This is a genomic window from Bradyrhizobium sp. 956_D2_N1_4 (assembly GCF_052076025.1).
Lineage (GTDB): Bacteria > Pseudomonadota > Alphaproteobacteria > Rhizobiales > Xanthobacteraceae > Bradyrhizobium > Bradyrhizobium barranii.
On record NZ_CP197237.1, the window covers coordinates 6235717 to 6260386 of the forward strand.

The 24670-nt window shown below is 60.1% G+C and carries 22 protein-coding genes and 1 pseudogene; 11 read left to right on the forward strand and 12 right to left on the reverse strand.

Annotation, left to right across the window (positions count from 1 at the left end):
• Window positions 1-49 precede the first annotated feature (49 nt).
• From AB7535_RS29535 to AB7535_RS29550, 4 genes are all read right to left on the reverse strand, one after another.
• Window positions 50-1720, reverse strand: coding sequence for an aromatic/alkene/methane monooxygenase hydroxylase/oxygenase subunit alpha (locus AB7535_RS29535; RefSeq protein WP_028156528.1), 1671 nt, complete (start codon window positions 1718-1720; stop codon window positions 50-52).
• A gap of 150 nt (window positions 1721-1870) precedes the next feature.
• Window positions 1871-2140 (reverse strand): hypothetical protein, encoded by a 270-nt coding sequence (locus AB7535_RS29540; protein ID WP_354102287.1) that lies wholly within the window; start codon window positions 2138-2140, stop codon window positions 1871-1873.
• On the reverse strand, window positions 2137-2508 hold the full coding sequence (locus tag AB7535_RS29545; RefSeq protein WP_231143388.1) for a hypothetical protein: 372 nt from the start codon (window positions 2506-2508) through the stop codon (window positions 2137-2139). The genes AB7535_RS29540 and AB7535_RS29545 overlap by 4 nt, the downstream gene beginning before the upstream one ends.
• 57 nt (window positions 2509-2565) lie before the next feature.
• Window positions 2566-3609, reverse strand: coding sequence for an NAD(P)-dependent alcohol dehydrogenase (locus AB7535_RS29550; RefSeq protein WP_135215639.1), 1044 nt, complete (start codon window positions 3607-3609; stop codon window positions 2566-2568).
• Window positions 3610-3945: 336 nt separating this feature from the next.
• Between AB7535_RS29550 and AB7535_RS29555 the strand changes: the two genes are divergently transcribed.
• The 9 genes and pseudogenes from AB7535_RS29555 (at window position 3946) to AB7535_RS29595 (ending at window position 14099) form a co-directional block, all read left to right on the forward strand.
• The gene (locus tag AB7535_RS29555; protein ID WP_231143389.1) at window positions 3946-5823 is read left to right on the forward strand and encodes a sigma-54-dependent Fis family transcriptional regulator; all 1878 of its coding nucleotides are present in this window, start codon (window positions 3946-3948) and stop codon (window positions 5821-5823) included.
• Between the two features lie 98 nt (window positions 5824-5921).
• Window positions 5922-6344, forward strand: coding sequence for an SseB family protein (locus AB7535_RS29560; RefSeq protein ID WP_063981230.1), 423 nt, complete (start codon window positions 5922-5924; stop codon window positions 6342-6344).
• A 137-nt stretch (window positions 6345-6481) separates the two neighbouring features.
• Window positions 6482-7081, forward strand: a pseudogene (locus tag AB7535_RS29565) (transposase); the annotation flags it as partial.
• Window positions 7082-7367: 286 nt separating this feature from the next.
• Complete coding sequence (locus tag AB7535_RS29570) at window positions 7368-8369, forward strand: autoinducer 2 ABC transporter substrate-binding protein (RefSeq protein WP_028150067.1); 1002 nt, start codon at window positions 7368-7370, stop codon at window positions 8367-8369.
• Between the two features lie 112 nt (window positions 8370-8481).
• Window positions 8482-9966: a sugar ABC transporter ATP-binding protein gene (locus tag AB7535_RS29575; RefSeq protein WP_231143390.1), complete on the forward strand. Its 1485-nt coding sequence runs from the start codon at window positions 8482-8484 to the stop codon at window positions 9964-9966.
• The gene (locus AB7535_RS29580; RefSeq protein ID WP_028150069.1) at window positions 9959-10963 is read left to right on the forward strand and encodes an ABC transporter permease; all 1005 of its coding nucleotides are present in this window, start codon (window positions 9959-9961) and stop codon (window positions 10961-10963) included. Before AB7535_RS29575 ends, AB7535_RS29580 begins: the two co-directional genes overlap by 8 nt.
• A complete protein-coding gene (locus AB7535_RS29585; protein WP_341850536.1) occupies window positions 10960-11967 on the forward strand; it encodes an ABC transporter permease in 1008 nt (335 codons plus the stop codon). The genes AB7535_RS29580 and AB7535_RS29585 overlap by 4 nt, the downstream gene beginning before the upstream one ends.
• A gap of 6 nt (window positions 11968-11973) precedes the next feature.
• Entirely contained in the window at window positions 11974-13389 is a 1416-nt protein-coding gene (locus AB7535_RS29590) for an FGGY-family carbohydrate kinase (protein ID WP_231143392.1), read from the forward strand.
• Window positions 13386-14099: a class II aldolase/adducin family protein gene (locus AB7535_RS29595; protein ID WP_231143393.1), complete on the forward strand. Its 714-nt coding sequence runs from the start codon at window positions 13386-13388 to the stop codon at window positions 14097-14099. Before AB7535_RS29590 ends, AB7535_RS29595 begins: the two co-directional genes overlap by 4 nt.
• A 90-nt stretch (window positions 14100-14189) precedes the next feature.
• Here the strand turns inward: AB7535_RS29595 and AB7535_RS29600 are convergent, their stop codons facing one another.
• From AB7535_RS29600 to AB7535_RS29610, 3 genes are all read right to left on the reverse strand, one after another.
• The gene (locus AB7535_RS29600; protein ID WP_167768162.1) at window positions 14190-14366 is read right to left on the reverse strand and encodes a hypothetical protein; all 177 of its coding nucleotides are present in this window, start codon (window positions 14364-14366) and stop codon (window positions 14190-14192) included.
• Between the two features lie 428 nt (window positions 14367-14794).
• Window positions 14795-15634, reverse strand: coding sequence for a DUF1194 domain-containing protein (locus AB7535_RS29605; protein WP_231143394.1), 840 nt, complete (start codon window positions 15632-15634; stop codon window positions 14795-14797).
• 23 nt (window positions 15635-15657) lie between these two features.
• Window positions 15658-16434, reverse strand: a complete 777-nt coding sequence (locus AB7535_RS29610) for a hypothetical protein (protein WP_231143395.1) — start codon at window positions 16432-16434, stop codon at window positions 15658-15660.
• A 255-nt stretch (window positions 16435-16689) separates the two neighbouring features.
• Between AB7535_RS29610 and AB7535_RS29615 the strand changes: the two genes are divergently transcribed.
• Window positions 16690-18321: a winged helix-turn-helix domain-containing tetratricopeptide repeat protein gene (locus tag AB7535_RS29615; protein WP_354113112.1), complete on the forward strand. Its 1632-nt coding sequence runs from the start codon at window positions 16690-16692 to the stop codon at window positions 18319-18321.
• Between the two features lie 2017 nt (window positions 18322-20338).
• On the opposite strand, the gene AB7535_RS29620 is transcribed toward AB7535_RS29615, so the two are convergent.
• Together AB7535_RS29620 and AB7535_RS29625 are read right to left on the reverse strand one after the other, a co-directional pair.
• Window positions 20339-20551, reverse strand: a complete 213-nt coding sequence (locus tag AB7535_RS29620; protein WP_135215646.1) for a hypothetical protein — start codon at window positions 20549-20551, stop codon at window positions 20339-20341.
• A gap of 1 nt (window position 20552) precedes the next feature.
• Window positions 20553-20804, reverse strand: a complete 252-nt coding sequence (locus AB7535_RS29625; protein ID WP_166344232.1) for a hypothetical protein — start codon at window positions 20802-20804, stop codon at window positions 20553-20555.
• Between the two features lie 824 nt (window positions 20805-21628).
• Between AB7535_RS29625 and AB7535_RS29630 the strand changes: the two genes are divergently transcribed.
• The gene (locus AB7535_RS29630) at window positions 21629-21820 is read left to right on the forward strand and encodes a hypothetical protein (protein ID WP_028150075.1); all 192 of its coding nucleotides are present in this window, start codon (window positions 21629-21631) and stop codon (window positions 21818-21820) included.
• 514 nt (window positions 21821-22334) lie between these two features.
• Here AB7535_RS29630 and AB7535_RS29635 read toward each other — a convergent pair.
• The 3 genes from AB7535_RS29635 to dhaK form a co-directional block, all read right to left on the reverse strand.
• A complete protein-coding gene (locus tag AB7535_RS29635; protein ID WP_223153873.1) occupies window positions 22335-22523 on the reverse strand; it encodes a hypothetical protein in 189 nt (62 codons plus the stop codon).
• Window positions 22524-22882: 359 nt separating this feature from the next.
• The gene (locus tag AB7535_RS29640; protein ID WP_028150077.1) at window positions 22883-23413 is read right to left on the reverse strand and encodes a DUF1269 domain-containing protein; all 531 of its coding nucleotides are present in this window, start codon (window positions 23411-23413) and stop codon (window positions 22883-22885) included.
• A gap of 253 nt (window positions 23414-23666) precedes the next feature.
• On the reverse strand, window positions 23667-24656 hold the full coding sequence (gene dhaK, locus AB7535_RS29645) for a dihydroxyacetone kinase subunit DhaK (RefSeq protein WP_028150078.1): 990 nt from the start codon (window positions 24654-24656) through the stop codon (window positions 23667-23669).
• Window positions 24657-24670 lie beyond the last annotated feature (14 nt).

A 24670-nucleotide genomic window follows, 5' to 3' on the forward strand; every position in this document is an offset into this window, starting at 1 on the left:
GTCCCGGCAAGAGGGGCCGCCGAAAGCGGCCCCTCCCCTCATCATCTCTTTAGTGGCAGGGATTGATCTTGAAGCCCTTACGGTATTCGGCCGTCGCCACCTCGCGCTCGATCGGCGAAAGCGCTCTGAAGCCACGCAACGGGCTGCCAAGCGTGTGTCCGCGCACGTGATCGAGCGTCCACATGTCCTTGGAGTCGAAGCGCAGATGGGGTTGCGCGATCATGGTCTTGCCGTCGGGCCGGACAAAACCGAGATCCTTGATCGCGTCGGCGACGTCCCAGCCGTGATAGCAGTCCTCCCATTCACGGCGACCGCTGAAGCGGCCCATTGCCGGCGTCGCGCGGCCCTCGTATTCCGCGGCGAACGCCACCTTGTGGGTCCAACGGCAACCTTCGGAGCAGTAAGTGTAGATCTTGCCGTCGACCTCGTCGCAGACGAAGTCCTCGCGGATCAGGCAAGGGACCATGCAGCTCCAGCAACGATGCGGGTATGAATAGCCCACCTCGCTGTTGAAGAGGATGTTGGTCTCGCCGGGCACGCTGAGCTTGGCGTGCCATTTCCAGAAGTCGCCGAATTCGGCATACCAGCCCGGATATTTGTGCTCGAACCACTCGAAGTCCCGCTCGGTCTGGGCCTCGATACGCCAGAAGTTTACCGACCATCCGACCGTGAAGAACTGCGCGGTCTTGTGGACGTAGTTCTTCTTGACGATCCGATCCCAGGCGGCGGCGACGTCATCGTGATGGATCTTGATGCCGTACTTCTCGAGCGGCAGCATGTAGGTCCGGTAATAGTCTTCGTAGATCCAGCGATGCCAGAGCTCGGCGTAGGACTCCTTGTTCTTGTCGCGGTTGGTCGTGCCGTACTCGATGAACGTCCCGATCGCGGCATCGACAATCGCGTGATTCTGCCAGAAGGCGTATTTCAGATCGCGCTCCAGCAGCTGGTGGTTCGACGGATCGTTGATCATCGCCATCAGCATCGAGTGACCGTTGCCGATATGACGGGATTCGTCCGACTGGACCGACAGGAACACGGTTGGCAATGCATAGTCGCCGTTGCGCGCCGCTTCCGACGGCATCGCCACGAACAGGGTATTGGTGAAGGCGGTTTCCGCGACGACCGTCAGATAGACGTTGGCCGCGGTGATCGCGTCACCGGTCAGGAAGCCCTCGGCGAACTGGCGGCCGATCGTGGTCGCATAGCATTTGCCGAACGCGGCTTCCGTGATATCGAACCCGGCTGGATCGATGTAATTCTCCATGTACCACTTCTTGAGGTTCATCTGGATCGTCGAGTGCCGGAACTCGTCGACCATCTGCATGGTGAAGCCGGTGCGCAATTCCTCGCCGGGCGCCAACCGCCCGACCATCGCCATCGAACGCGCCGCCGAGATCTCCGGGAACGGGATGATCGCCAGGAACAGCTTCATCCATTCGACCCATCGCGGCTCGACATTGCGGAACATGTCGCCGCGCAACGCCGCATCCAGCGCGCCATAGACGCGGTTGTCTTTCTCTTCCTGCATCGGGAAATATGACCGCAGGACCTGCTTCATCGGATCGCGCGGTGTCTTCGAGATCTTGTAGTCGGTTGGGAAAGTCATCGCCTCCTGCACGTAGCTTGGCGTCCAACCAAGGTCCGCGACGCGGTTGGCCGCTTCAGCGATGCTGATCCCCTTCTGCGCGGTGATCTTGTTCAGTGTCAGACTTGCAGACATTTCCAGCTCCTTTGAACGTTGCGTTATCTTCGGCATTCTCGCTTCGGTTCCGGGTCAAACCCCTGGATCGCCTTGTTGAAATTCTCCGCCGCAAAACACACTTTAAGTCCGTTAAATGGATTGATTGATCTGCTGACTCGTCGTTTCACGTCAGCCCGGTTTCTCGGCGCTGACGGTCTCGTCACCTCCGTTGGCTCGTTTGATGAGAGGTTTTCCTTCGGCAACGAATTTCGCCGAGAGGACCAGCGCACCAGTAGCGAAATCCCTGCCGTGCGCGGCGATCATGGCCTCCGCGATCTCGGCCAGCTGAATGAAGAAGGCGTCTTTCGACCCGGCTTCCTCGCTCATGTCCGGTTGCGGAGACGGCATTTGTGCCTGTTGCTTTGATGCAATCATGGTTGCGTTGTTCCTGCTCATCATGCGTGCCCCGAACGTTGGTGGTCGCCGGACGAAGGACCGTTGTCGATCTCCAGCAGGGACGTGTCGAGCCATTCACGCTCGGCCACCAGGCGTCGATGCTCCTCCCGGAGCATCTCCAGGCGCACGACCGCTCGCTCCAGTTCAGCATGCGCGTTGCTTCCGGCGTCGGCGCGCGCCGCGCTACGCACCGCGCACGCGAGTTCGATTTCGGCTCCGCCGCGCGCGTACTCATTCTTGATTTGCATCTCGTTGTTATCGACCATCTCGTCGATCAGCCTGTCCCGGGCAATCATCCGATCGCGGGCGCGCTGCAATTCAGCGGCTTCCTCGGCGGTGATCGGTGGCCGGCATCGGCTGTCCTTTGTCACTCGCACCACTCTCGTTCGATGATCTGGACCGAGGCTTTGCATGTCGCAGCACATGCCCTAAGGGATCAGGACCGCGCGGCCATGAATGCGTCCATGATGCAGATCGTGAAGCGCGTCATTGGCCTGGCTCAGCCTGTATTCCTTGGTGTGGAGTTCGACGAGGCCGCGATCCGCGAGCGCCATCAGCTCCACCAGCTCGGCGTATGTGCCGACCAGGTTGCCGACGATGGTCTTTTCCGATGTGATCATGTCGATGGTCGGGATATCGATCTTCCCACCATACCCGACGATGTAGTAGTAGCCGGCGTTCGCTGTCATCGACAGGCCCTTGGCGATAGCGTCACCCTCGCCAACAAAATCGATCACGGCCTCCGCGCCGCGCCCGTCGGTCAGCGCCAGCACCGCCTCGACTTCGTTGCCGTCTGCCTTCACGACATGATGTGCACCGCACTTCTTGGCGAGTTCGAGAGACTGTTCGGCCCGATCGACCACGATGATTTCTGCCGCGCAGAGCGCTGCGAGAACCTGGACGCCGATATGGCCCAGCCCACCGGCGCCGATCACCACGACATGTTCGCCGGGTAGCAGATGACGGGATGCCTTCTTCGCGGCGCGATAAGCCGTCAGCCCGGCATCGGTGTAGGGAGCAACATCCTTCGGTGCCAGCGACTTCGGCAGCTTGATCAGGGAGCGCTGCCCCGTCAGCAGATACTGCGCATAGCCGCCATTGGCATTGATGCCGGGAAACGAGCTGTCCAGCGCATGCATGTCGTCGCCGCGCCGGCACGCGAGACAATGCCCGCTGGTCACCAGCGGATGACAAATTACGCTGTCGCCAACCTTGATCCCTTCGACACCCGGGCCGATCGCTTCGACCCAGCCGGCGTTCTCGTGGCCCATGATGTATGGAAGCTTGACGTCGACCTTGCTGCGCCAGATGCCCTCAACGATGTGCAGATCGGTGCGACAGACGCCGGCACCACCGATGCGCACGATCACGTCCATCGGGCGCGAGATCTTCGGGTCAGTTACGTCATCGAACTTGACGAACTCCTTCGCCGTCAGCTTCTCGTCGAACTCATGAAGCACCGCCGCTTTCATTAAACGCCTCCCCGGCAAAATTATTATTCTGTCGATCTGATGCGATCGCCATCCCGCTGAACAGTTGAGCAAGGGCTGTGCCAAGCGCACAACGGCCTGATCTTTCTATTGTTCTTGCGATCTCGGGAGTGCTCGCGCCGATCCGCCTCGGAGCAGACTTTGCGCGCGACTGTTCCGAGACGGAACAGTTCGACGGCAGCAACAGCGGGTGAGCAGAAATTTGGATTTTTGATTGTTTGATCTATGATCGTGAGAACCGCGCCACACGCGAGAACGACCCGAACCGGGCTACGACCAAGAGGAAATCGCCAAGCAGCGACTCCCGGAGGAGCTATGATGCTGACCGCCAGCCGACGCATGGACAATGCTTGGATGACGCTCGATCAGCGCGGCGCGCCGCCGGCAGAGCTGCTATCGGCCGATATCTACGACAGCTGGATGCGCTGCATTTCGCTTGGTCTCGATACATTGCGCCCTCCTTCGCCCGAGTTCGTGAGCACCGCCGTTTTGCGCCAGGAGCAGCAGCGCTGCTCACTGATTCGCGGCCTGGCGCTCGCGGAGATGCACACGCTGCATCAGCAGATTGCCGGCTCCAATTTCATGATCGCCTTTGCAAATGCCAACGGCCTGCTGCTCGACATCATCTCGGACTCGAGCTTCAGTGATGCCTCGAACGCAGCGAGCATTCGGCCCGGCACTATCTGGACTGAAGCCATTTGCGGCACCAACGGCCTCGGCACCGCCGCGTATCTCAAGCGGGCCATCGTCGTTCACGGGGGTGAGCACTTTTTCTCGCGCTACCACAATCTTACTTGCATCGCGGCGCCAATCTTCGCGCCCGATGGCGAACTGGCCGGAATACTGGATGCGTCATCGGATTGCATGTCGAGGCAGGCGCATACCCAGGCGCTCGTCGCGATGGCGGCAACCCAGATCGAGAACGGTCTGTTCCGCGAACATCACCGCGGAAACATCCTGATCGCTTTCCATAGCCGCGGCGAATATCTGCATACGTTGAGCGCGGGCCTGCTGGCCGTCGACAACGAGGGCAGGATCCTTGCAGCCAACAGGGCCGCAAGCGTCCTGCTGCATGGCCTGCCAGCCTTGCCGGGTCGTCGCTTCGCCGACGTCTTTCGTACGAAATTCAACGCCTTTGTCGATGAAGGCCGGCGCAAGGAACGCCAGCGCCTCGAGGACGAGGTCGGTAGCCAGTTCGTCGCAACAATCGAGAACGCGCGCCAGTTCTCGATGATGCAAGCCATCTCGCGGCCTCGGCCGTCGACGCCCAAGGACGTCCCCACCCAGTTCGTCTCCGCCGATTCGGCGATCGCTTCCATTGTCCAACGGGTGGGAGTCGCGGCGGTCCGCAAGATGCCGATCCTGATCCGTGGCGAAACCGGCACCGGCAAGGAGCAACTCGCCCGCCATGCTCATACCGCCAGTGGACGGGCCGGCGCTTTCGTCCCGGTGAATTGCGCAGCGCTCCCTGACAGTCTGATCGAGGCGGAGCTGTTCGGCTATGCCGAAGGCGCTTTCACGGGAGCAAAAAAGGGCGGCGCGGCGGGACTGTTCAAGGAAGCGGACGGCGGAACGCTCTTCCTCGACGAGATCGGCGACATGCCGGTGACGTTGCAGGCCGTGCTGCTGCGCTTTCTGGACGATTGGACTGTCCGGCCGGTCGGTGGCACCAAACGTCAGGTCGACGTTCTCCTGGTGTCTGCCACCAATGCCAATCTCGACGACTCGATTGCGAAGGGCCGGTTCCGATCCGATTTGCTGTTTCGCCTCAACACGCTGGAGGTGACGTTACCGCCTTTGCGCGAGCGTTCCGATTTCGCCGAGATCGCGCGCTATTTGATCCACAAGATCGATCCCTTGATGGATTTGACCGCAGGGGCGATCGATCGTTTGGCCGAACTCGATTGGGATGGAAACATCCGCGAACTGCGCAACGTGCTTTCCCGATTGTCGCTGGCCGAGCCGGGAGATCTGATCGACGAGACATCGGTCGAGTCCGTACTTGCACATTCAGGCGGCGAGCGTTTGACCGGCAAGGCGGTGGGTGGTGGGCTCAAGGCCAATCTGCATGAGATTCAGCGCTCGCATGTGCTGACCGCGTATGCGGAAACGGGCAACAACATCAGCAAGACCGCGCGCCGCCTGGGCGTGTCGCGAAATACGATCTATCGTGCCCTGCGCGGCAACAAGGATTAGCACAATCGTGGCGAAGGCTCTGCGGCGACCGCGCGATCCGGCTCTAACTGGAGGCGCTGAAGTCCAGCCCCTCGTCGGGTTCAATTGGGAGTGTCGCCATGTTTGAACCGGAAAACAGTCTCGAAGCCCTGATGCAGGCTGCCGCAAGAGACACCAGCGTCGTTCCCGCATTCTATCGCGCGTTGCTCGAGACGGAGATCTACATTCTGACGCCGGAAGCGCCGATGAAACCTGGACGCCGTCGCTCGCTCAAATTTCAAGAGGAGATCAACGTTGCAACGGTCGACTTCCAGAACATGAGATGGCACCCCACCTTCACCTCAAAGAAACGCATCTACGACTATATAAAGCAGCCTGAGGTGTGCCTTGGCGCCGCTGCGCGCAATCTGTTCGAAATGTTGCCTGACTCTAATTTCTGGCTCAATCCGTTGTCCGAATGTCAGAAGCCGCTTCCCGCCGCCGAGATCGCTCTCCTCATGAGTGGCGAGATCTTTGACATGCCGATTAAGTCCGCGCGATAGGCGCAGACTTCCTGCCAGATGCTGTCGGCCAAGCGGAATTATTTCGAAAACGGCGCAGCGACATCAGTTCACTAGACCATCTGCCTGATTTCCTGAAGTGTGCCCGCAAAGGCTCGTGGCGAGCCGGACGGATGGGAATTCGCCAGGCCGAGGTCGGAGCGGCGAGGACAATGATCGAATGAACAGAGGAGCGCTTTGGTCTCAAGCCGGAGCTGCTTGCCGGGGATACCGCTTACGGGGCTGCTCCGATGCTGAACTGGCTGGTCGAGGCGAAGGGCATCGCACCACATATCCCCGTGTTCGACAAGTCGAAGCGAGATGACGGTACCTTCTCGCGCAGCGACTTTCGATACGATCCGACCAGCGACGTCTACCACTGCCCCGGCCGGAAAGCGGCTCGGGACGAGCGGCACCGTGCACGGGGGCAAAACGCTTTTGTAGCGTGCGAGCAAGCTCGACTGCGACGCATGCCCGCTTAAACCGCAGTGCTGTCCAAAAGAACCATCGCGCAAGATCCCGCGCAACATACATGAGCACGCCCGGGACGTCGCCCGGTCGTTCGCTGGCACCGAGGGATTCGAGACGTCGCGACGTCAGCGCAAGAAGATCGAGATGCGGTTTGCGCATTTGAAGCGCATCCTGAGGCTTGGTCGGCTTCGGCTTCGTGGCCCACGGGGCGCCAGGACGAGTTTGTTCTTGCTGCAATCGCTCAAAATCTGAGGCGCCTCGCGCGTTAGGGTCGGCGGATCAAAGCCGGTCGGCCTTACCGAATGGCCGAAAGACATCCGTCGGTTACAGCCGACTTTTGCGACAAAATCGGCCATGCCCGGACATCGCCACAGGCGGGGCTGGCTGACATGTCGCTTGCTTGACACCTCTCGTAGCGTTGGTCTCTAATCCCCAGGCAAGTCCTGAGGCTGGAGGCGAAATTTTCGCCGCCAATCAAGAATAAGGCCAACTGCTCCGCCAGGCGAGTGCCGGGTAAAGGAGCAGAGGCTAAAAATAGCTTCCTGGGAGGGAACAATGGACAGACGCCAGACAATCAAAATGCTTGGTGGTGCGGCGGCGATCGCCGGTACCGGTTTTCCGGGGTTTGCTTTTGCGCAGGCTCAAAAGGAAATGGTCACGGTCGTGAAGATCGCCGGCATTCCGTGGTTCAACGCTCTTGAAAAGGGAATCCAGAAGGGCGCCAAGGACTTCAGCATCAATGCCACCATGGTTGGACCGGCGAACGTCGATCCGGCACAACAGGTAAAGCTGCTCGATGACCTGATCGCCAAAAAGGTCAACGTGATCGGCTTGGTGCCGCTGGACGTCAAAGTGTGCGAGCCGGTGCTCAAGCGCGCCCAGGCGGCCGGCATCAAAGTCATCACCCATGAGGGCCCCGAACAAGAAGGCCGTGACTGGAATGTCGAATTGATCGATTCCGTTCGCTTCGGTGAAGTGCAGATGGAGCGTCTCGCCAAGGACATGGGCGGCGAAGGCGATTACGTGGTTTATGTCGGGACGTTGACGACGCCGCTTCACAACAAATGGGCCGACGCCGCGATTGCCTATCAGCAGAAGAATTTCCCGAAAATGAAGCTCGTCGCCGACCGCTTCCCCGGCGCCGACGAGATCGATACCAGCCAGCGCACGACGCTTGACGTGATCAAGGCCTATCCGAACCTGCGCGGCATTCTCGGCTTCGGCTCGAATGGGCCGATCGGGGCCGGCAATGCGGTGCGTCAGCAACGCCTTGGCAAGAAGATCGCCGTGGTCGGCACGGTGCTGCCGAGCCAGGCGAAATCGCTCATCGCGGATGATACCATCCGCGAAGGTTTCCTGTGGAATCCCACCGATGCAGGTTACGCCATGGTTGCAGTTGCCAAGCTCGTGCTTGATGGCAAGCCAATCACGGATGGCGTCGATGTTCCCGGCCTCGGCAAGGCTGCGGTCGATGTGGCCGGCAAGCAGATCAAGGTCGACAAGATCATGCGGATCAACAAAGAAACCATCGACGGACTGATCGCCGGAGGACTCTAGAACTACACCAGTCCCAGCCGCCTCGTCGCGCTGCATTCCCGGCTTTCCGGCCGGGAATGCGATCCGCGTCGAGGCGATCGCTTGACAAGCGGTCCCATTACAGGACGAAGCCTTGACGACTTTCCTGGAGATGTCCGGCATATCAAAGCGTTTCGGCGGCGTGCATGCGCTTCGCGACGTCGATCTGACGCTGGAGGTCGGAGAGGTGCATTGCCTTGTCGGCGAAAACGGATCCGGCAAGTCGACGCTGATCAAGATCATTTCCGGCGTCGAGGCGCCGGAACCAGGAGGCCGGATCGTCATTTCCGGCAAGGAGTACCCAAAACTAAGCCCGGTCTACTCCACCCATTGCGGCATTCAGGTCATCTATCAGGATCTATCGCTATTCTCCAACCTCACCGTCGTCGAGAACATCGCCATGGCGCACCATCTTGGCGGCGTCCACACGGTGAACTGGTCCTCTATGCGGGCCATCGCCATGGCCACAATGGCGAAGGTCGGCGTTGAGGTCGATCCAGAAACAAAAGTCTCCGAACTCAGCATTGCCGGACGCCAGCTGGTCGCGATCTGCCGGGCCCTGGCGGCGGATGCCAAACTTCTCATCATGGATGAGCCGACGGCGTCGCTGACCCGCCACGAGGTCAACACCTTGATTAAGCTCGTCAGCGACCTGAAAAGAAGCGGTATCTGCGTCGTATTCGTGAGCCATCGCCTCGACGAGGTGCTTGAGATTGCCGAACGCGTGACGGTGTTGCGGGACGGCGCCAAGGTAGGCACCTTTGCCGCAGCGACCATCGACGGCAGCAAACTCAGTCACCTGATGACCGGGAAGGCTTTCGAGTATCAGAAACAGGTGCCCGACCTTGCCGTGGGTGCGGTTGTTCTCGAAGTCCAGGGCCTTGGCCGCGATGGTGACTACGACGATGTGAGCTTGCAATTGCGCGCCGGAGAAGTCGTGGGCCTTACCGGATTGCTTGGATCGGGCCGAACCGAGCTCGCACTGTCGCTGTTCGGCATGAACCCACCCGATCGAGGCACCATGGCGCTTGACGGCCACCGCATCGCGTTGAACACGAATGCAGACGCGATCCGTCGAGGCATCGCCTACGTATCTGAGGACAGGCTTACGCTTGGCCTCATCCTTGACCAGTCGATCACGTCGAACGTCACGCTGACTGTGTTGGAACGTCTCGCCGGCGCGTTCGGCCTGATTGGCGCACGCGCGCGGCAAAGCCATGTTGCGCGATGGGTCGCCGAACTCGGAATCAAGGTCTCTGATCCCAACAACCCGGTCAAGACGCTCTCCGGCGGCAATCAGCAGCGGATCGTGCTCGCCAAATGGATGGCGACCAACCCACGAGTGCTTATCCTTGATAGCCCAACGGTCGGTGTCGACATCCGCGCTAAGGATGGGATTTATGAGATCATCCGGCGGCTGGCCCGCGAGGGCGTCGCAGTGCTGATGATATCAGACGAAATCCCCGAGGTGCTTTATCACAGCCATCGCGTGCTGGTGATGCGCGAAGGGCGTTTGACTACTGACGTGATGGCCGCAGACACCTCCGAAGATGCGCTTCGGCAGGCAGTCAATGCCTGAATCGCGGTTTGCTTCATTTGGCAGGTTTCGGCGCAGCCATGAGTTCTGGCTGTTGATCGTGATCCTCGTGCTCTGCGCCAGCCTGGGCGCGGCGAACGGCCAGTTCCTGACCATGCAGAATCTGTTCGACCTGCTGACCTCCTACGCATTCGTAGGCATCCTCGCCCTCGGGCTGCTCGTGGTGCTGATCGCCGGCGGAATCGACATCTCCTTCACGGCGACGGCATCGGTGGCGCAATATGTCACGCTTACGGTGGCGAACGCATACGGCGCGAACTGGATCTGCGTTTTTGCGATCGCGATCGGCATTGGCGGTGCGCTCGGCGCCCTCAACGCGATCTTCATCCAGAAGCTTCGGATACCATCAATCATCGTGTCCGTCGCAACGTTGAACATTTTCTATGGGCTGCTGATTTTCTTCACGGGCGGTAAATATATCTATTCGTTACCCGACTGGTTCGCGACCGGGATATTCTGGTTCGAGTTCGATTGGGGCAAGGATACGTCCTACGGCGTCAACCTGCAGATCCTCGCGCTCGGGTTCTCATTTCTCTTCACCTGGCTCCTGCTCAATCGTAGCAATATCGGTCGTCAAATCTACGCCATGGGGGGCAATACCGATGCCGCGCAGCGACTCGGCTTCCATGTCTTCGGCCTCAACATGCTGGTCTATTGCTACATGGGGGTCATGGCCGGCATCGCCTCACTGGTCCAGGCGCAGCTTGCACAGTCCGTCGCTCCGACGGTGCTGGTGGGCAAGGAGCTCGATGTGGTTGCGGCCGTCGTGCTCGGCGGCGCCAGCCTGATGGGCGGCGTCGGCACCGTTCTCGGCACGTTTCTGGGGTTGGCACTGCTCGCCATCCTGCAGAATGGAATCATTTTGCTGGGCGTTTCGTCCTACTGGTCGCCATTTTTTGTCGGGTTGGTCATTCTGATCTCGGTCTCGGCAACAGCCTGGTCGCAGCGAGAACGGCGGACCCGGAGCGCGCGGCCATGAGAAATGAGTCCACCCTCGCCCTTCGCGGACGCCTGATCCGTTTTGCCGGCAGCGGGACGATCGCAACCCTGATGCTGTTGTTGGTCGCGCTCTGGTTGGTGTTCGCCATTACCATCGGCGACCGGTTTTTCTCCGTCAACACGCTGCAATCGATGGCCTTCCAGATGCCGGAGCTCGGCATCCTTTCGCTTGCGATGATGCTGGCCTTGCTATCTGGCGGCCTCAACCTTTCCATCATCGCCACCGCTAATCTCTCCGGACTGACCATTGCCTTCCTGCTGACGCACTACATTCCGGGCACTCAGGGCATTGCCTGGGCCGGCGTACAGGTGCTGGCGATTGCGGCAGGGTTTGCCGTCGCGGCACTGGTCGGCCTTGTCAACGGATTTGTCATCGCCTATCTCGGCGTTTCGCCGATCCTCGCAACCCTCGGCACCATGACACTCTGCAAGGGACTCGCGATCGGCCTGACGCGCGGCAATGTCATCTCCGGATTTCCGGAGCCCATTGTTTTCATCGGCAATGGAACGGTTCTCGGGGTGCCTTTTGCCCTGATCGTGCTGGCGCTCTGTGCGTTGCCGGTCGCGCTCATGCTAAACGCAACGCCCTTCGGGGCAAGGGTTTACATGATCGGCTCGAACGAGAAGGCAACCCGCTACTCCGGCGTCGATACCCGCGCCGTCCTGCTCAAGCTATATGTCCTCTCGAGCCTGCTCGCCAGTGTCGCAGCGGTCGTCATGCTGGCACGTTTCAATTCAGCCAACGCGGCATATGGCGAGAGCTATCTGCTCGTCACCATTCTTGCAGCAGTGCTCGGTGGCGTCGATCCATTTGGCGGCTTTGGCAAAGTCGGCGGATTGCTGCTTGCGCTGATAATCCTTCAGGTGATCTCCTCGGCGTTCAACCTTCTCAATCTCAGCCAGTTCCTCACTCTGGCGATCTGGGGTGGCATCCTGATTGCCGTTGCTGCGGTTCCTCATCTGGGCGGCAAAGCGCCCCGGTAGACAACGATGACAAGATCGGAAGCCTCTCCCCGGATCGCGGTTCTCGACATTGGCAAGACGAATCTGAAACTGCTGGTCGCGAGTGAGGACGGCTGGCCGCTCGAAACACTTTCGATCCCGAATGTGCCGACCACGGCAGGACCATACCTCGCCTATGATCTTGCCGGGCTGGAAGAGTGGTTCCTCGACACTTTGGCCGTGGTGACGCAACGCCACACCATCGGCGCGGTGATCGCGACCGCGCATGGGTGTGGCGCCGTTCTTGTCGAAGGTGACGAGCCAGTGCTGCCGATGATGGACTATGATGCGGTCTCGCCGCCTGAGATCGACCAGGCCTACGCCCGGATTGCGCCTGCCTATGATGAAGTGTTTTGCGGTATCAGCGGCGCGATGCGGCTCGGCAAGCAATTGCTCTGGCAGGAAAGCGCATATCCCGCCGAATTCGCCCGCGCGAAAACCTATCTTACGACTGCGCAGTATTTCGCCTTGCGGCTCGGCGGGTGTGCTGCAAGTGAAATTTCACAGCTCGCGGCTCAGAGCCATATCTGGGACCTTTTCCACCATCAGCCTTCCTCCCTGATGCGCAAGCGCGGCTGGGACCGTCTTCTGCCGGAGCGGGCATCCGCCGGTGCGGTGCTAGGGAGGGTTTCGGAGGCCGTAGCCAAGCGTACCGGCCTGGCGCGCTCGACCGAAATCCTCTGCGGCGTGCATGATTCCAACGCCAACCTGTTCCGCTACAAGGCCGCCGGCATGGCCGATACCTCGATCCTATCAACAGGCACCTGGATGATCGGCTTTCAGCGCGGCCTCGCGCTAGACGAGCTCGACGCCACACGCGGCATGGTGCTCAATATCGATGTCGACGGTGAGAACGTACCCTCTACGCTGATCGCGACAGGCCGCGAATACGACTTGATCAGCAGAGACCACGACGCTTCTGATGCAGCCGTCCTCACCGCATTGCCGAGTCTACTGGCCCTTGGAACCCTGGCACTCCCCTCCTTCGTTGGGGATGATGGACTGTTCCCCGGTGCAGCTCACCGCGGACGCATTATCGGACCGCGGCCCGAGACGCCAGCCGAATGGCAGGGGTTGGCAGTCCTCTACGCCGCATTCAGCGCAAACCGCTGTCTAGATGCGCTTGGCAGCTCGAAACACATCGTCATCGACGGTGGCTTCGCCGCCAACCTGCCCTTCGCGCGCGCTCTGGCCGCGTTGCGGCCATCGCAGAGCGTCTCGGTGAGCCAATCTCGGGATGGAACGGCGCTCGGCGCGGCGCTGCTGTGGCGGAGATTTTCGCGTACGATTCCGGTTTCGAGCGTGGTGCTTGAAGCTGTCACGCCGCTCGGCGAGGATGAGTGCAAACGCACCCTTTCCGCCGCCTATCAATCCTGGATTTCTTTTTCGGAGCACCCATCATGACAGACCGCAATCATGCCGATCTCCGCCAGGGCATCGTCGATACCTGCAAGGAGATGAACCGAAACGGTCTCAACCAAGGGACTTCCGGCAATCTTTCGCACCGGATTCCAAACGGCATGCTAATCACACCGACAAGCTTGCCCTACGAGCGCATGCGGCCAGAAGACGTCGTCGCGATGGATTTTGCCGCGAATTACCAGGGCAACCATCGCCCTTCTTCAGAATGGCGTTTTCATCGCGATATTCTGCGAGCGCGGGCCGACATAAACGTCGTGCTTCATACGCATTCCACCTTCAGCACCATTCTCGCCGTGCACGAGCGTGGCATTCCCTGCTTCCACTACATGGTCGCAGTAGCCGGTGGCAACGATATCCGTTGTTCGCCTTATGCCTGCTTCGGCACACAAGCGCTGTCGGATTATGCCGTCGATGCGCTCGAAGGACGAAATGCCTGCTTGCTCGGCCATCATGGCTTGATCGTAACGGCGCAGACATTTGAAAAGGCGCTTTGGCTTGCCGTGGAGGTGGAGACCCTGGCGAAGATGTATGTCCACGCGCTGGCGATCGGCGAACCTCCGCGCCTCAGCGAGACCGAAATGGCACAGGTCCACGAACAGATGAAACGCATGGGCTACGGCCAGGCGCCCGATCTTGACGACGTCGGTGATGTTCCACGCGCCATGCCTCAGTCGAAACTGGCGCCACATTGACTCAGAGTGTCGTTGAACGCGGCTAGTCTTCTCTTCGCTAAGGAAACTTGCAAGCAACTCTACCAGCCGCTGGTGATCAATCGAAAATTGTCAGACAGCGTGCCAATATCCCTTGTGAATATCGAACTTCACGGCGCCGTCGTCACGCATCTTCAACAAGAGCGATTGGCAATCGTCCTCATGCTTTATGTTCACGCGCTTCATGATTTCGAAAACCTTCAGAGGCTTTTCGCCAAGGGCAATCAGAATCTTGTCTCGATCAGTCATTGGGGCTCCTTGTATCGGCATCGGCGACGGTACGCGCTGTGCAGATCGTCTGCAACGGCCGCGTTCGCTTGACGAGGTCCGTTCCGGGTCACCAGGCCCGAAGCTGCCGCGCCGATACAACAGCACGGAGCGAGCTTCGCTACCCCCAGCGCGACGACCACACCGGATACGTGCTCTTTTCGTTCGTGCACAGCCCGCGAGGGTGTCAGGCAAGCTCGCCTGCTGATGAGTGGGAGGCGACAGCATCCACGATCCTTGCCTTTCCGGTCGACGGAAGCGGTTTCCGCATTTGATGATGAAGTCGGACATCTCCGGTAAAGCGGAAGTCAGCCATAACGCCAATTGTGTCGGCTGAGGGCCGTGAGCAGACGTACTACGCTCGTTCAACGCGGATCGAACTGTGCGCCTTCCAAAAGGTACCGAAGCGCTCACCACCGGCTTCGCTTCGCCCATATTGCCTCACCAATGAGGCAGGATACTCGCGGCTCCCTTTCGGTCACCGAAACGATCCGGTCCCTGGGCACGCCGCCGGCAACCTCGAGCACGAGCTTTATTCGGATCGCCTCCTTGAACCCGTCACGGCTTCTGATCGTCACCATAAACGAGCCTGACCCGCCAATCACACAATCCTCGTAATAGAGATCGAGGTCGTCGATGTCCATTTGCGACGGAAGCCTTCCTTCGAGCATGATCGGCAGTCCGTTGATGGTAATGCCCCTTGCCAGCGCCGCATCACGTGCGATGGTAACTGGGCTTCCGTCGTTGTTCACGCCATCGCCGGAAACGTCGATCACACGCCGCAGTCCACGATACGGATCCACATCGAACAGCGGCAAGGCGAAATTTATCGCGCCGGAGATCGAGGTGCGTGAGCCCGTGCGAACCGGCGCTTTCGCGATTTCCGCCGCCACCGCAGCTGCAGATTCGCGGCTGTCGATCAATCTCCACGGCACGATGATTTTCTGATCGTTCGGTCCAGACCATTCGACATAGACCAGGGCCAACCTTCGGTTCGGCCCGGCCTTGAGCGCCTGGAGAAATTCGTTGGAAACGATGGCCTCCGCGTAACCCTCGCGCTGAAGCAAAAGCTCGCCAGGATCCATTGAATAGGAGACATCGACAGCAAGAACGAGTTCGACATCGACCGATGGATGCTCGCTGCCGGCAACCACTCGGTACCCCGAATTGAGGGCGGCCGTGTTGGCGACTTCACCTCCGGCGATCACTCCAGCGATCAATGCCGCTGCGATGGAGACACGATGAAGCATGGTAGCCCCGCGCTGGTTCCTCATCATGGTGGCAGAAACGCCGCTGCCTGATCGATCGGTCCAGTGCCGGGTGCGGATTGATGCGAGCGCGCGAAGACGAACCGAGATGTCACGTGTATTTCGGAGGCGGCTCTGCCGTCCTGGCCGATGAGGATCAATCCGGCGCCGCCATTTGCTACATTCAGAACAATCGGCTCGCCACTCCACGTCTTGATTGGCTCCATTCCGATGATGAGAAATTCACCGATAGGCTGGTCAAGATATTGGATGCGCAATTGCGGGCCGACTTCGGCTGCCGCGAGTTCGAAGCCGAGCTGTCGAGCACGCGCGTAAACATCAGCCAAGGTCACAGTATCGGACGTGAATCCAAGCTGGGCTGGCGATACGAGGACAAGCTCCACGTCTGTCTTGCGAGAGCCAAGGATGAATGTCGGTCGAGCAAGTATTTCAGCGGCCTGCCCCCCGATACCGCAGCCCATGCCGTCCAGCTTATTGCGCAGTCCAAGCGGATCAGCGAAGGTACCAATGGTAATGGTCTTCCATGTCGCCACATCGCGGCCGGACTGAATGAGTTGCTGGGACACTTCGGCGGGGCGCGTCTTGAGCTTCAGCTGGTTTTGCAAGACATCGCGAGCCGTGCATTGAGCCCGCGCTGGATTGGTTGCGAACTGAACGATGCAGGCCGCGCACAGTATCGACACAATGAAGTAACGGCTGCCCCGGCGCGCGCGCGAATGACGGCCGACTCCGCCGCAATGCGCCCTTCCCGCTGTGATGGCTATCGAAAATCTCTTCCGCATTTGCAATCTCGCGAGAAGAAAGAGACCACCGTCTGGCACTGGACACACTCTGCGCCCTGTGAGCGCGGTGCAGCTTTCTCGGTGTCGCGTTATTCGGTTACCGCGGGCTCAGGGCAGCGGCTCTCCGGTTGTCAACGTAGTGCAGATCTGCGGGAAAACCGTACGAAAAGGCACGATAAAGGACGAAATCGGGCTCTGCCGCTGCCTTGAGACGCACTTCCCGGTCCGCTAAGATCAATGGCGGGAGGTGTGCGCATGACCTGCCTGCGGCTGAACGGATACACGCTCAATTTGGATCAGGCGCAGTTATTTGACCGGCACGGCCAGGCCGTTGAGCTGCGGCCTCAGGCTCTGGCAGTGTTGCTTGAATTGGGGCGCCGTCCCGGAGAGCTGGTTACAAAACTCGATCTCGGTGCGCGAGTGTGGCCGGGCGTTTCGGTCACCGACGACTCGCTCGTGCAATGCGTGGTCGAGATCCGGCGCGCGCTCGGTGACAGCCGGCAGCAAGTCGTGCGAACGATGCCACGACGTGGTTACCTTCTGATCGTTGACGCGGCCGACACGGCGCCGCGAGATGTGCGAAGATTCTATCGCCTGGGCGCCGCCCTTGCGATGGTGGCAGTCGCGATCGTGGCGGTCTGGCAACTTCTACTGCCCGGCGCCGGCTCCGGGCCCCCCAAGGTACACAACAGGATGGTGGCCGATGTTGCAGTTCTACCCCTGCGCGTACTTAACACCTCTCAGGAAGGCAGTCCGGACGGCAACGGATTAGCCTACATGATTGCCTCCGAACTTGCGCGCAACCCCGACCTGCACATCGTCTCAACCCTCGCCACAGCCGAACTTAGCGGCAAGAACCTGTCGCCGGCGCGGATCGCTGCGATGACCCGCGCTCGCTACCTTGTGGATGGCAGCGCGGAGAGACGCGGCGACCGGCTGCAGCTCCACGTGCAATTGATCGATTCCGGCAACAACCGCATCGTCTGGAGCGGCCGGTTCGAGCCCACTGCGCAGGACCTGCCCGACGTTACTGAAACGTTGATCTCTCGGATCAGCGCCTCGCTTGGTGCAACCGTGCGCGAGTCGGACCGGGCGGCGTTACGGAGCCGCGCGCCGGCCTCGCTTGATGTGCATGCGCGCGTGCTGCGCACGCTTGCGCTGACCATGGCACCAAGTTCCGAGAGCCTCCGCCAAGCGCGGCAGGAACTCGAACTGGCGGTCCGCCTTGATCCGAACTACGCGCCCGCGTGGACGGGACTCGGACTGGTGAAGAAGATGCTGATTTTTGGCCATCACGATCCTGGGCTCGGTCGTCAGGACTTGCCGCAGGCGATCGCTGACGTCAGGCGCGCGATTGCGCTGGACCCGCTGCGTGCCAGTTCGTGGCGAGTGCTGTCCTTAGTAACCGACGCAGGTCAGGACCCTGAGTCAGCGGTGAGCGCGGCCGAGCGGGCGATCGAGCTCGGCCCTGGCGATCCGGACAACTGGGTCGTCCTTGCCGGTGCATTGCATTATGCCGGCCGAACCCAGGCAGCGATTGAAGCCTTCGAGAAGGCGATCTCCTGGAACCCGGTACGCCCAGCACACTACGCGCTCTACGGGGCAAGGCTGCGCTATTCCGTGCAGGATTACGAGGATGCGCTGCGTTTCGCCCGCGAATGTATGGATCGAACACCTGCGATAGGTGTCTGCAAGGCGGTCTGGCTATCGTCGCTTATTCGTACCGGCCATGCCGCCGACGCGGAGGCGGCGTGGCCAGCTTTGGTCGCGGCCGCACCCTCTTTGCAGACGTACCGGATGACGCCGCGGAATACGCCGATGGCTCTGGCGGTTGATGAGGACCTCGACAGACTTCGCAAGAGCAACACCTCGGCAATGGCCCAGTAAAGCTTCAGGCGCGTGAACCTGATGTGATCATTCCAAGTCGGCCTTTTTCGGCGCAGAAGCGGCTTCGAGGCCGTTCCGGATGGAGTGATCCGCGTCGCTTTGCCGTTTGAGGCCGGTGTCAGCTCGTTCTAAGGGCCGCCAACAGGCGACGTCCAGAAGCTACCAACCGAAGTGGCCTTTATTCAACTGTCTCTCTTCAATTTCGACATGACATCATCTCCGCCCGTGAGAACGTATCGAAGCGCGTACCCGATCAGCCAAGACGCCGCCGCTAGGCCCAGGCCAACCATTGCTAGATAGATGTTGATTCGATCCCAGGCGAAGCCAGCCGCAATAAGCGTCATCCATGCTTGCGCTACCGCCCAGAAAAACCTGTAGAGGACATCCCCAAGTGTAGTTGCCAAAATCACCTCCTGCAGGAGTATGAGTCCGAAGCAGTCTTCATTTTGTGGCAGCTTTCTTTCGGCGAGGTCGGCTTAGGCTCCGCCATTCGCGTACACTCTAGCTAAAGGTAAACTCGCTAAATTGTAGTATCAGACAAAGTTCAATTTCCTCGTTTGCGGTTCGGACACGGATCGACTTCCTGCTCGCCGAGAGGTCAGGAAAGTATTCGTTGCCGAAAACCGTGCCGCCGCTCGCCGGCACCGGCCTGCCGCAGGTGCATGCCGCGCCTGCGCGCGCCCAGGTGCTCTTGGCGGCCGAGGGGATGCGACGCAGATCGCGCGCTGCTCGAACTGTGGCTGGACGATGCGGTAGCCTGATGAGGCATTCGCGAATTTGTGTGCGTGTCAGTCGCGGAGATCGCCATCAATATCTGGACTCTCCGGTTCCACGCGCCATAATGAGGCGATGGACGGGATATCCAAAACCTTAAATTGTGCGCGTTGCGGCAAGCCGCTGGTCCTGATAGCGCGACCGGATGGCAAGGGCCCACTCCGGCCGACATGCTTGCATTGCGAGGAAGCCGATCCGATCACGTCGCCCGAGGTCGCTAGGTGGTTTGCTGGGGAATTGCAGCCGCCGAAGGGATAGGCCGTGAGGATCGCTGCCATGGCCGTGACTGCCGCATAGTGCCGAGCTTGAGATGCTCGGGGACGACCGTCGTTGGCCTCAATTGTGTCGACAAATTACGGTACTGATTCGCCAGTGAGCCAGCGTCTCGCAATCGGTTGGTCCTTTGGCCTCTGAACTCACAAGTCACCGACGCGAGTGGCGTGCAATGGGGCCCGGCCCAGCCGGGCCTTTTGTCCTTTGTGAATTATGTGCACTCACTGCACCCTGGGCCCACCGCGCCGCATCGCGACCGAGGACCCTCGTTGGCGCGAACTCACAAATATTCGGCCTGAACTGCCAAGATACAAACTGCCCTTTTTACTGTGGCGACCCAGTTGGCCCAACGCACGGGGTGCACTTCGACCGGGGATCGATGACCAATGCGCGTCTTTTTTAGTTGCTTGTTTTGCGGGACGCTTCACAGCGCTATCCAAATAAGGCGGCCGGTCGTGGCAAGCGGGCGGTTCGATTGCAAAGCGTGCGGGCAGACACTGCATCGATGGTGGGCCGTATACGACTTTACAGATTGGAAGGGGCCGCTCGACCAGTAGCGGGCGCGGCCAATCTGGGTCGCCGCACCTTGCCGGCCCCGCTCAAATGCGCCTATGCCCGTCCTCACCCGCCGGCGCGATCCGCACCGCAGCGATTGCTGGCACATCCACTTTGACGACATCACGAAAGCCGTCGGAAACCCCAGACTCGTCCGAGGTTTGGCAATGGCAGTGCGGCTTCTATCCCGGCTCGAAGCCCGGCGAGCACTGCAAAGGCTCGGCGCCGTCGTTCGAGGCGGCTCCCGCGCGGCGTTCGAGGTGGCATGGAGCGAATATCCTGCCCAAAAGCACAGAGGCCAATTTCCGGGCCTCGCGCGTTCATGAGGCGTGGACTCGCGAGAAATACGCGCGCTTTGATTGCGGCGAACGGATACCGTCGGACTGGCGTCAGCATGGCTGAATCCGATGGTTGCTTACGCCGCTTTGACGCTCAGATCGTGCTGCCCAGCGGCACCGAGCTCATCACGTTGCGCGATGCGATCCGGCACTTCAGCGAGACGGTGCCGAAACGCGAGCACAAGCACCCGCGCGTACTTCTCGCCGCCACCGCGCTGACCGACGCCGCCGAGGGCCGAACCGCGCAGCGATTGCCTCGGATACCGCTGCGCACCTCCTATCGTCCGCATCTCAACATATCCTCGGATTGTCGCCATTGTCGCAAATGCGGCCGGGCACGCCCCGGACCGACGGACCGAACCATATTGGAATGCCCTCCCAGACAATCCAGCAGCCGCCGGGGCCGGTATTGAATATATGACAGGGCTTGCCGTACACCGTGATGCGCGTTGGCCCGGCTGCGAATTTCTCGCGAGCCACGGCGGTCGTTGTAAGGACGGTGATCGCGATCAATCCAGTCGCCAAGAACTTGATTGCGGTCATCGAGCTTGTCCTTTTGACCCTTGATGGGGGCTGCGACCTTAGCCTGTTTCCTGGGCCAGTGGAGGACCGGATGCGCTTGCTCGTTCGCATCCTGCCTGACGAAGCTCACAGTAGGTAACGGCAAGGACCTATTTGCCCAATCGTCGCAAAGAGTGGCGTTTGGTGCCGGAACAAGGACAAGAGCAAGACGCCCCGGCTCTGTGATTTATTGGGTCTCAAGCGCTTCACGCCGCACGATCTCCGCCGAACGGCGCGCGTCGGCGGTCAAGGCGTCAAGTAAAGCGCGAGCCACGCCAGTCGATTAGACTATTAGGCTCGTAAAGAAGGGCTTGGTTATCTCGACGACCGAGGGTTCTCTCTCATCAGGAGTGGCGGCGGTGACAAACTCGCTTTTGCAGTTAAAGCAGCGCCAAAGGTCATGGATTTCTTGGGCATTGACGCGCTCGCGCCACTCTAGATGGACCAACCCAGAACCACATTGAGGGCATTTTTCTGGATGGGGCGTCGAGAAGATTGATGCCATGTGGAACCTCCCTCGTTTTCGGCGCAGCGTACGACTGTCTGGGCACCTTGGAATTGATCCACAACAAACAATTTGCCCATTTGTCATCGCCGGGCGGCTTCCAGGTCCGGGACCGTCGAGTGCTGGCGCGCGCCCTCCGCAATCGGGCCTTGCCAGTTGGTACACAAAGGGCGGCGATGTGGCGCATGTCGAATACGGAAGCCGTGATCTTCATGGGTTGGAACGCCCAGAGCCCGCATAAGGTTAGATAGATTGCGCACCATCGCGGCGGCCTGGCCGCACGCTGGATTGGAGGCAGCACATGAAAATCGTGGACGAAGACGGCGAGATCATCGCAACAGCATCCGATGACCATACTTTAATCGGCGGCCACCACCGCCTCGCAGTGGCGGCCAGCCTCGGTAAAAGACTGTTCTGGCGAGATACCGGCGAACCAGTGAAGCTCGATAACTTCTTCAAGCATTATGGAAGTTCTCTTCGACATACAGCCTGAGCCGCTCGCCGAGCGTACGTTGTTCGGTGCATCGCAACAACGCCAACGAGGATTTTTGCCATCGCGCATTCCTGGTTTAATTTTATGCGGTCCCGTACACAAAGGCGGCGCGCGATGTGGCGCAAGTGCGACAATCGATCACCCCCGTTTGGCCCTGGTCTCCGAGGGACCCCGGAAAGCAAATAGGGGCATCGTTGGTTCGCGTCTGACCGCTCTTGCCATCAGCCCGCTCCATTTAAGCTCTCCCTCCCTTTCCCACGCGCCTCTGGCGTGATCGAGGCGGTCGAGGCGGTGCGGCCGGCGGCACTGGCGCAGAGGCGATGCCGCAACGAAGGTTCGAGCGAAAGAAATCAACTGCGACATCTGCCGCAGTTGGGAAGCGCACGGGCAAGAATGGTAACGCCCGCAAGGTGCCGGTCGAGCGGCGCGCCTTGGCCGCCTGGGTCGAGCCTGTGTCACGTCGCGAGATCTGGTCACCTCAAATGACCAATTGCGCGGGCCCGCCGCCGATCTATCAGGTCTGCCTCTTCACGATTTCAAATCCGTTTGCGTGCAATTCCAGCAGTATGCCCTGTGCCAAGTGCGTGCACTCTTCAGACTTGATCCAGTGCGGACTTCTCCAATCCGGGTCGTCTTCCTTTGGGTAACTGGTGAAGGCGGAGCGAATGGCGGCTTCGATCACGTCGATGGGATTGTCCGACATCTGCATCCCTCACGCATTTGGCGAAATAGATCAAAATCCTGGGAATTAAAGAACAAGCCCAGCCGGACACTCACCCGGCGGCCCTCTCCGTTCAGAAGAACGTCACCGCCATCAATGGTTTGATCTAGGTCAACGCTGTGCCTCGGGCTCAGGCACGTGAACGGATCGCACTAAATTTAACGCGGTATGATGAATTGCAAATATATTCATACGGCGCGGTCGCGCGGTCCCGGCACTTGCCTCTGGCCCTCACAAAGGACCCGGAACTGCACCAATGACCGCACCCGGCGCGGCGTCACTGGGCCAGAGAGGGCTGCGGTAATGCCTTGAGCGGTCGTCGGCAGGCGGTCGCCATCGTTTCAAGCGCCCGGCAAATCAGGAGGCGAAGCCGCCGGTACCGCCGCTTTGACCTCCGCCAGCGCCGCTTGCAAGGCGGCTTCCTTAGTGTGGTCGAGAGAAGTCTTTAGCACCGTGCCGCCTTCGCCTTTTAGCCTCTCAAGAACCTTGTCTGCCGTGACTTTGCGCACCAGTACGAAGAGCGCTGCGGTTCCGGGTTGAACGGCGGCAGCGGTCTCTTTCATCCATTTGTCGTTGATGCCGACATCCGTTAAATATCCGCTGAGTGTGCCGGACGCGACGCCAAGGGCAGCACCAGCAAGCGGCATCAAAAAGATCAGGCCAATCAGCGTGCCCCAGAAGGCGCCAGTAGCCGCACCAGCAGCCGTGGTATTGATCAGTTGATTTAGTTTGATGTTTCCGTTGCTGTCTTTCACCGCGATCACGGCATCGCCGAGTTCGATCAAATACTCCTTCTGCATGGCCAGCAATTTTTGACGAACTTCCTCCGCCTTCGCCTCGGTTGGAAATGCAATTACGACAAGGTCACTCATCGTTGTGCTCCTCTACTCGAACGATTGCTGCCCATGAGAGAGAGGATGCGCCCGGTCGCGCGGGACAGGCAAGCCGCTACGGATAGCGGATGACGGCGCTCCGGGCACAACGGGAGGCGCACCCGGCACGGGCGGACCGGCTCGCGAGAACCGACAAGATGAGGCGTCAGGGTGCGAGTCAGGAGACCGCTAACGCCTCTCCCCACACGACGCAGATTTGCGATATCAGCAAAACATGAGCCGCGCGCGGAAATCAGACGCCCCAACGCAGAGCTGCGGTCTGCACCGGGGCATCCCATAATGTCGTGGCTTTGCGATCGAGCACCGATACGGTGATCGAGACACCGGCCATGTCGAGAGATGTGACGTAGGAACCGGTCAGGAAGCGCGTCACCGTGATCCCCGCGCGATCCAGAGTCCGCTTTGCGGCATTGACCATCAGATAGAGTTCGATCAGAGGCGTCGCACCAAATCCGTTAATGAGAAGCAGCACTTCACTGCCCTTGCTCGGCGCAAGATCCTTCAGGATCGCGTCGAGCACCTCGGCGGCGATCGCATCGGCGGAAGCCAACGGTACCCTGCGCCGGCCAGGCTCGCCATGAATGCCGACGCCCATTTCCATTTCATCGTCGGCCAACGTGAAATTTGGCCGTCCGGCGGCCGGCACAGTGCATGGCAATAGAGCTACCCCCATCGAGCGCGTACGCCGGTTGACTTCATCGCCGAGCGCCTTGAGCGCGGCAAGCGGCATTCCGGTCTCGGCAGCGGCGCCGACCATTTTTTCCACGATCAACGTTCCAGCGACACCGCGACGACCGGTCGTGTAGGTCGACTTTTCGACCGCCACGTCGTCGTTCGTCACCACGCTTGCGACTTCTCGGCCGGCCATCTCGGCTGCCATGGTGAAATTCATCACATCGCCTTCGTAGTTTTTGACGATGAACAGCACACCTGCGCCGGTGTCGACGGCCTCCGCAGCCTCGATCATCTGATCTGGCGTCGGCGAGGTGAAGACCTGGCCAGGACAAGCCGCGTCGAGCATGCCCAGGCCGACAAAGCCCGCATGCAGCGGCTCATGTCCCGAGCCGCCTCCCGAAATCAGCGCGACCTTGCCTGGTTTCAACGTGCGACGGCGCACAAATTTGCGCTCGGCGCCGAGAAGCAGGATATCGGCGTGCGCTGCGGCGAGGCCGTCAAGACTTTCTTCGAGTACAGTATCGGCGCTGTTGATCAGCTTTTTCATGAGCGTTCTCCCAG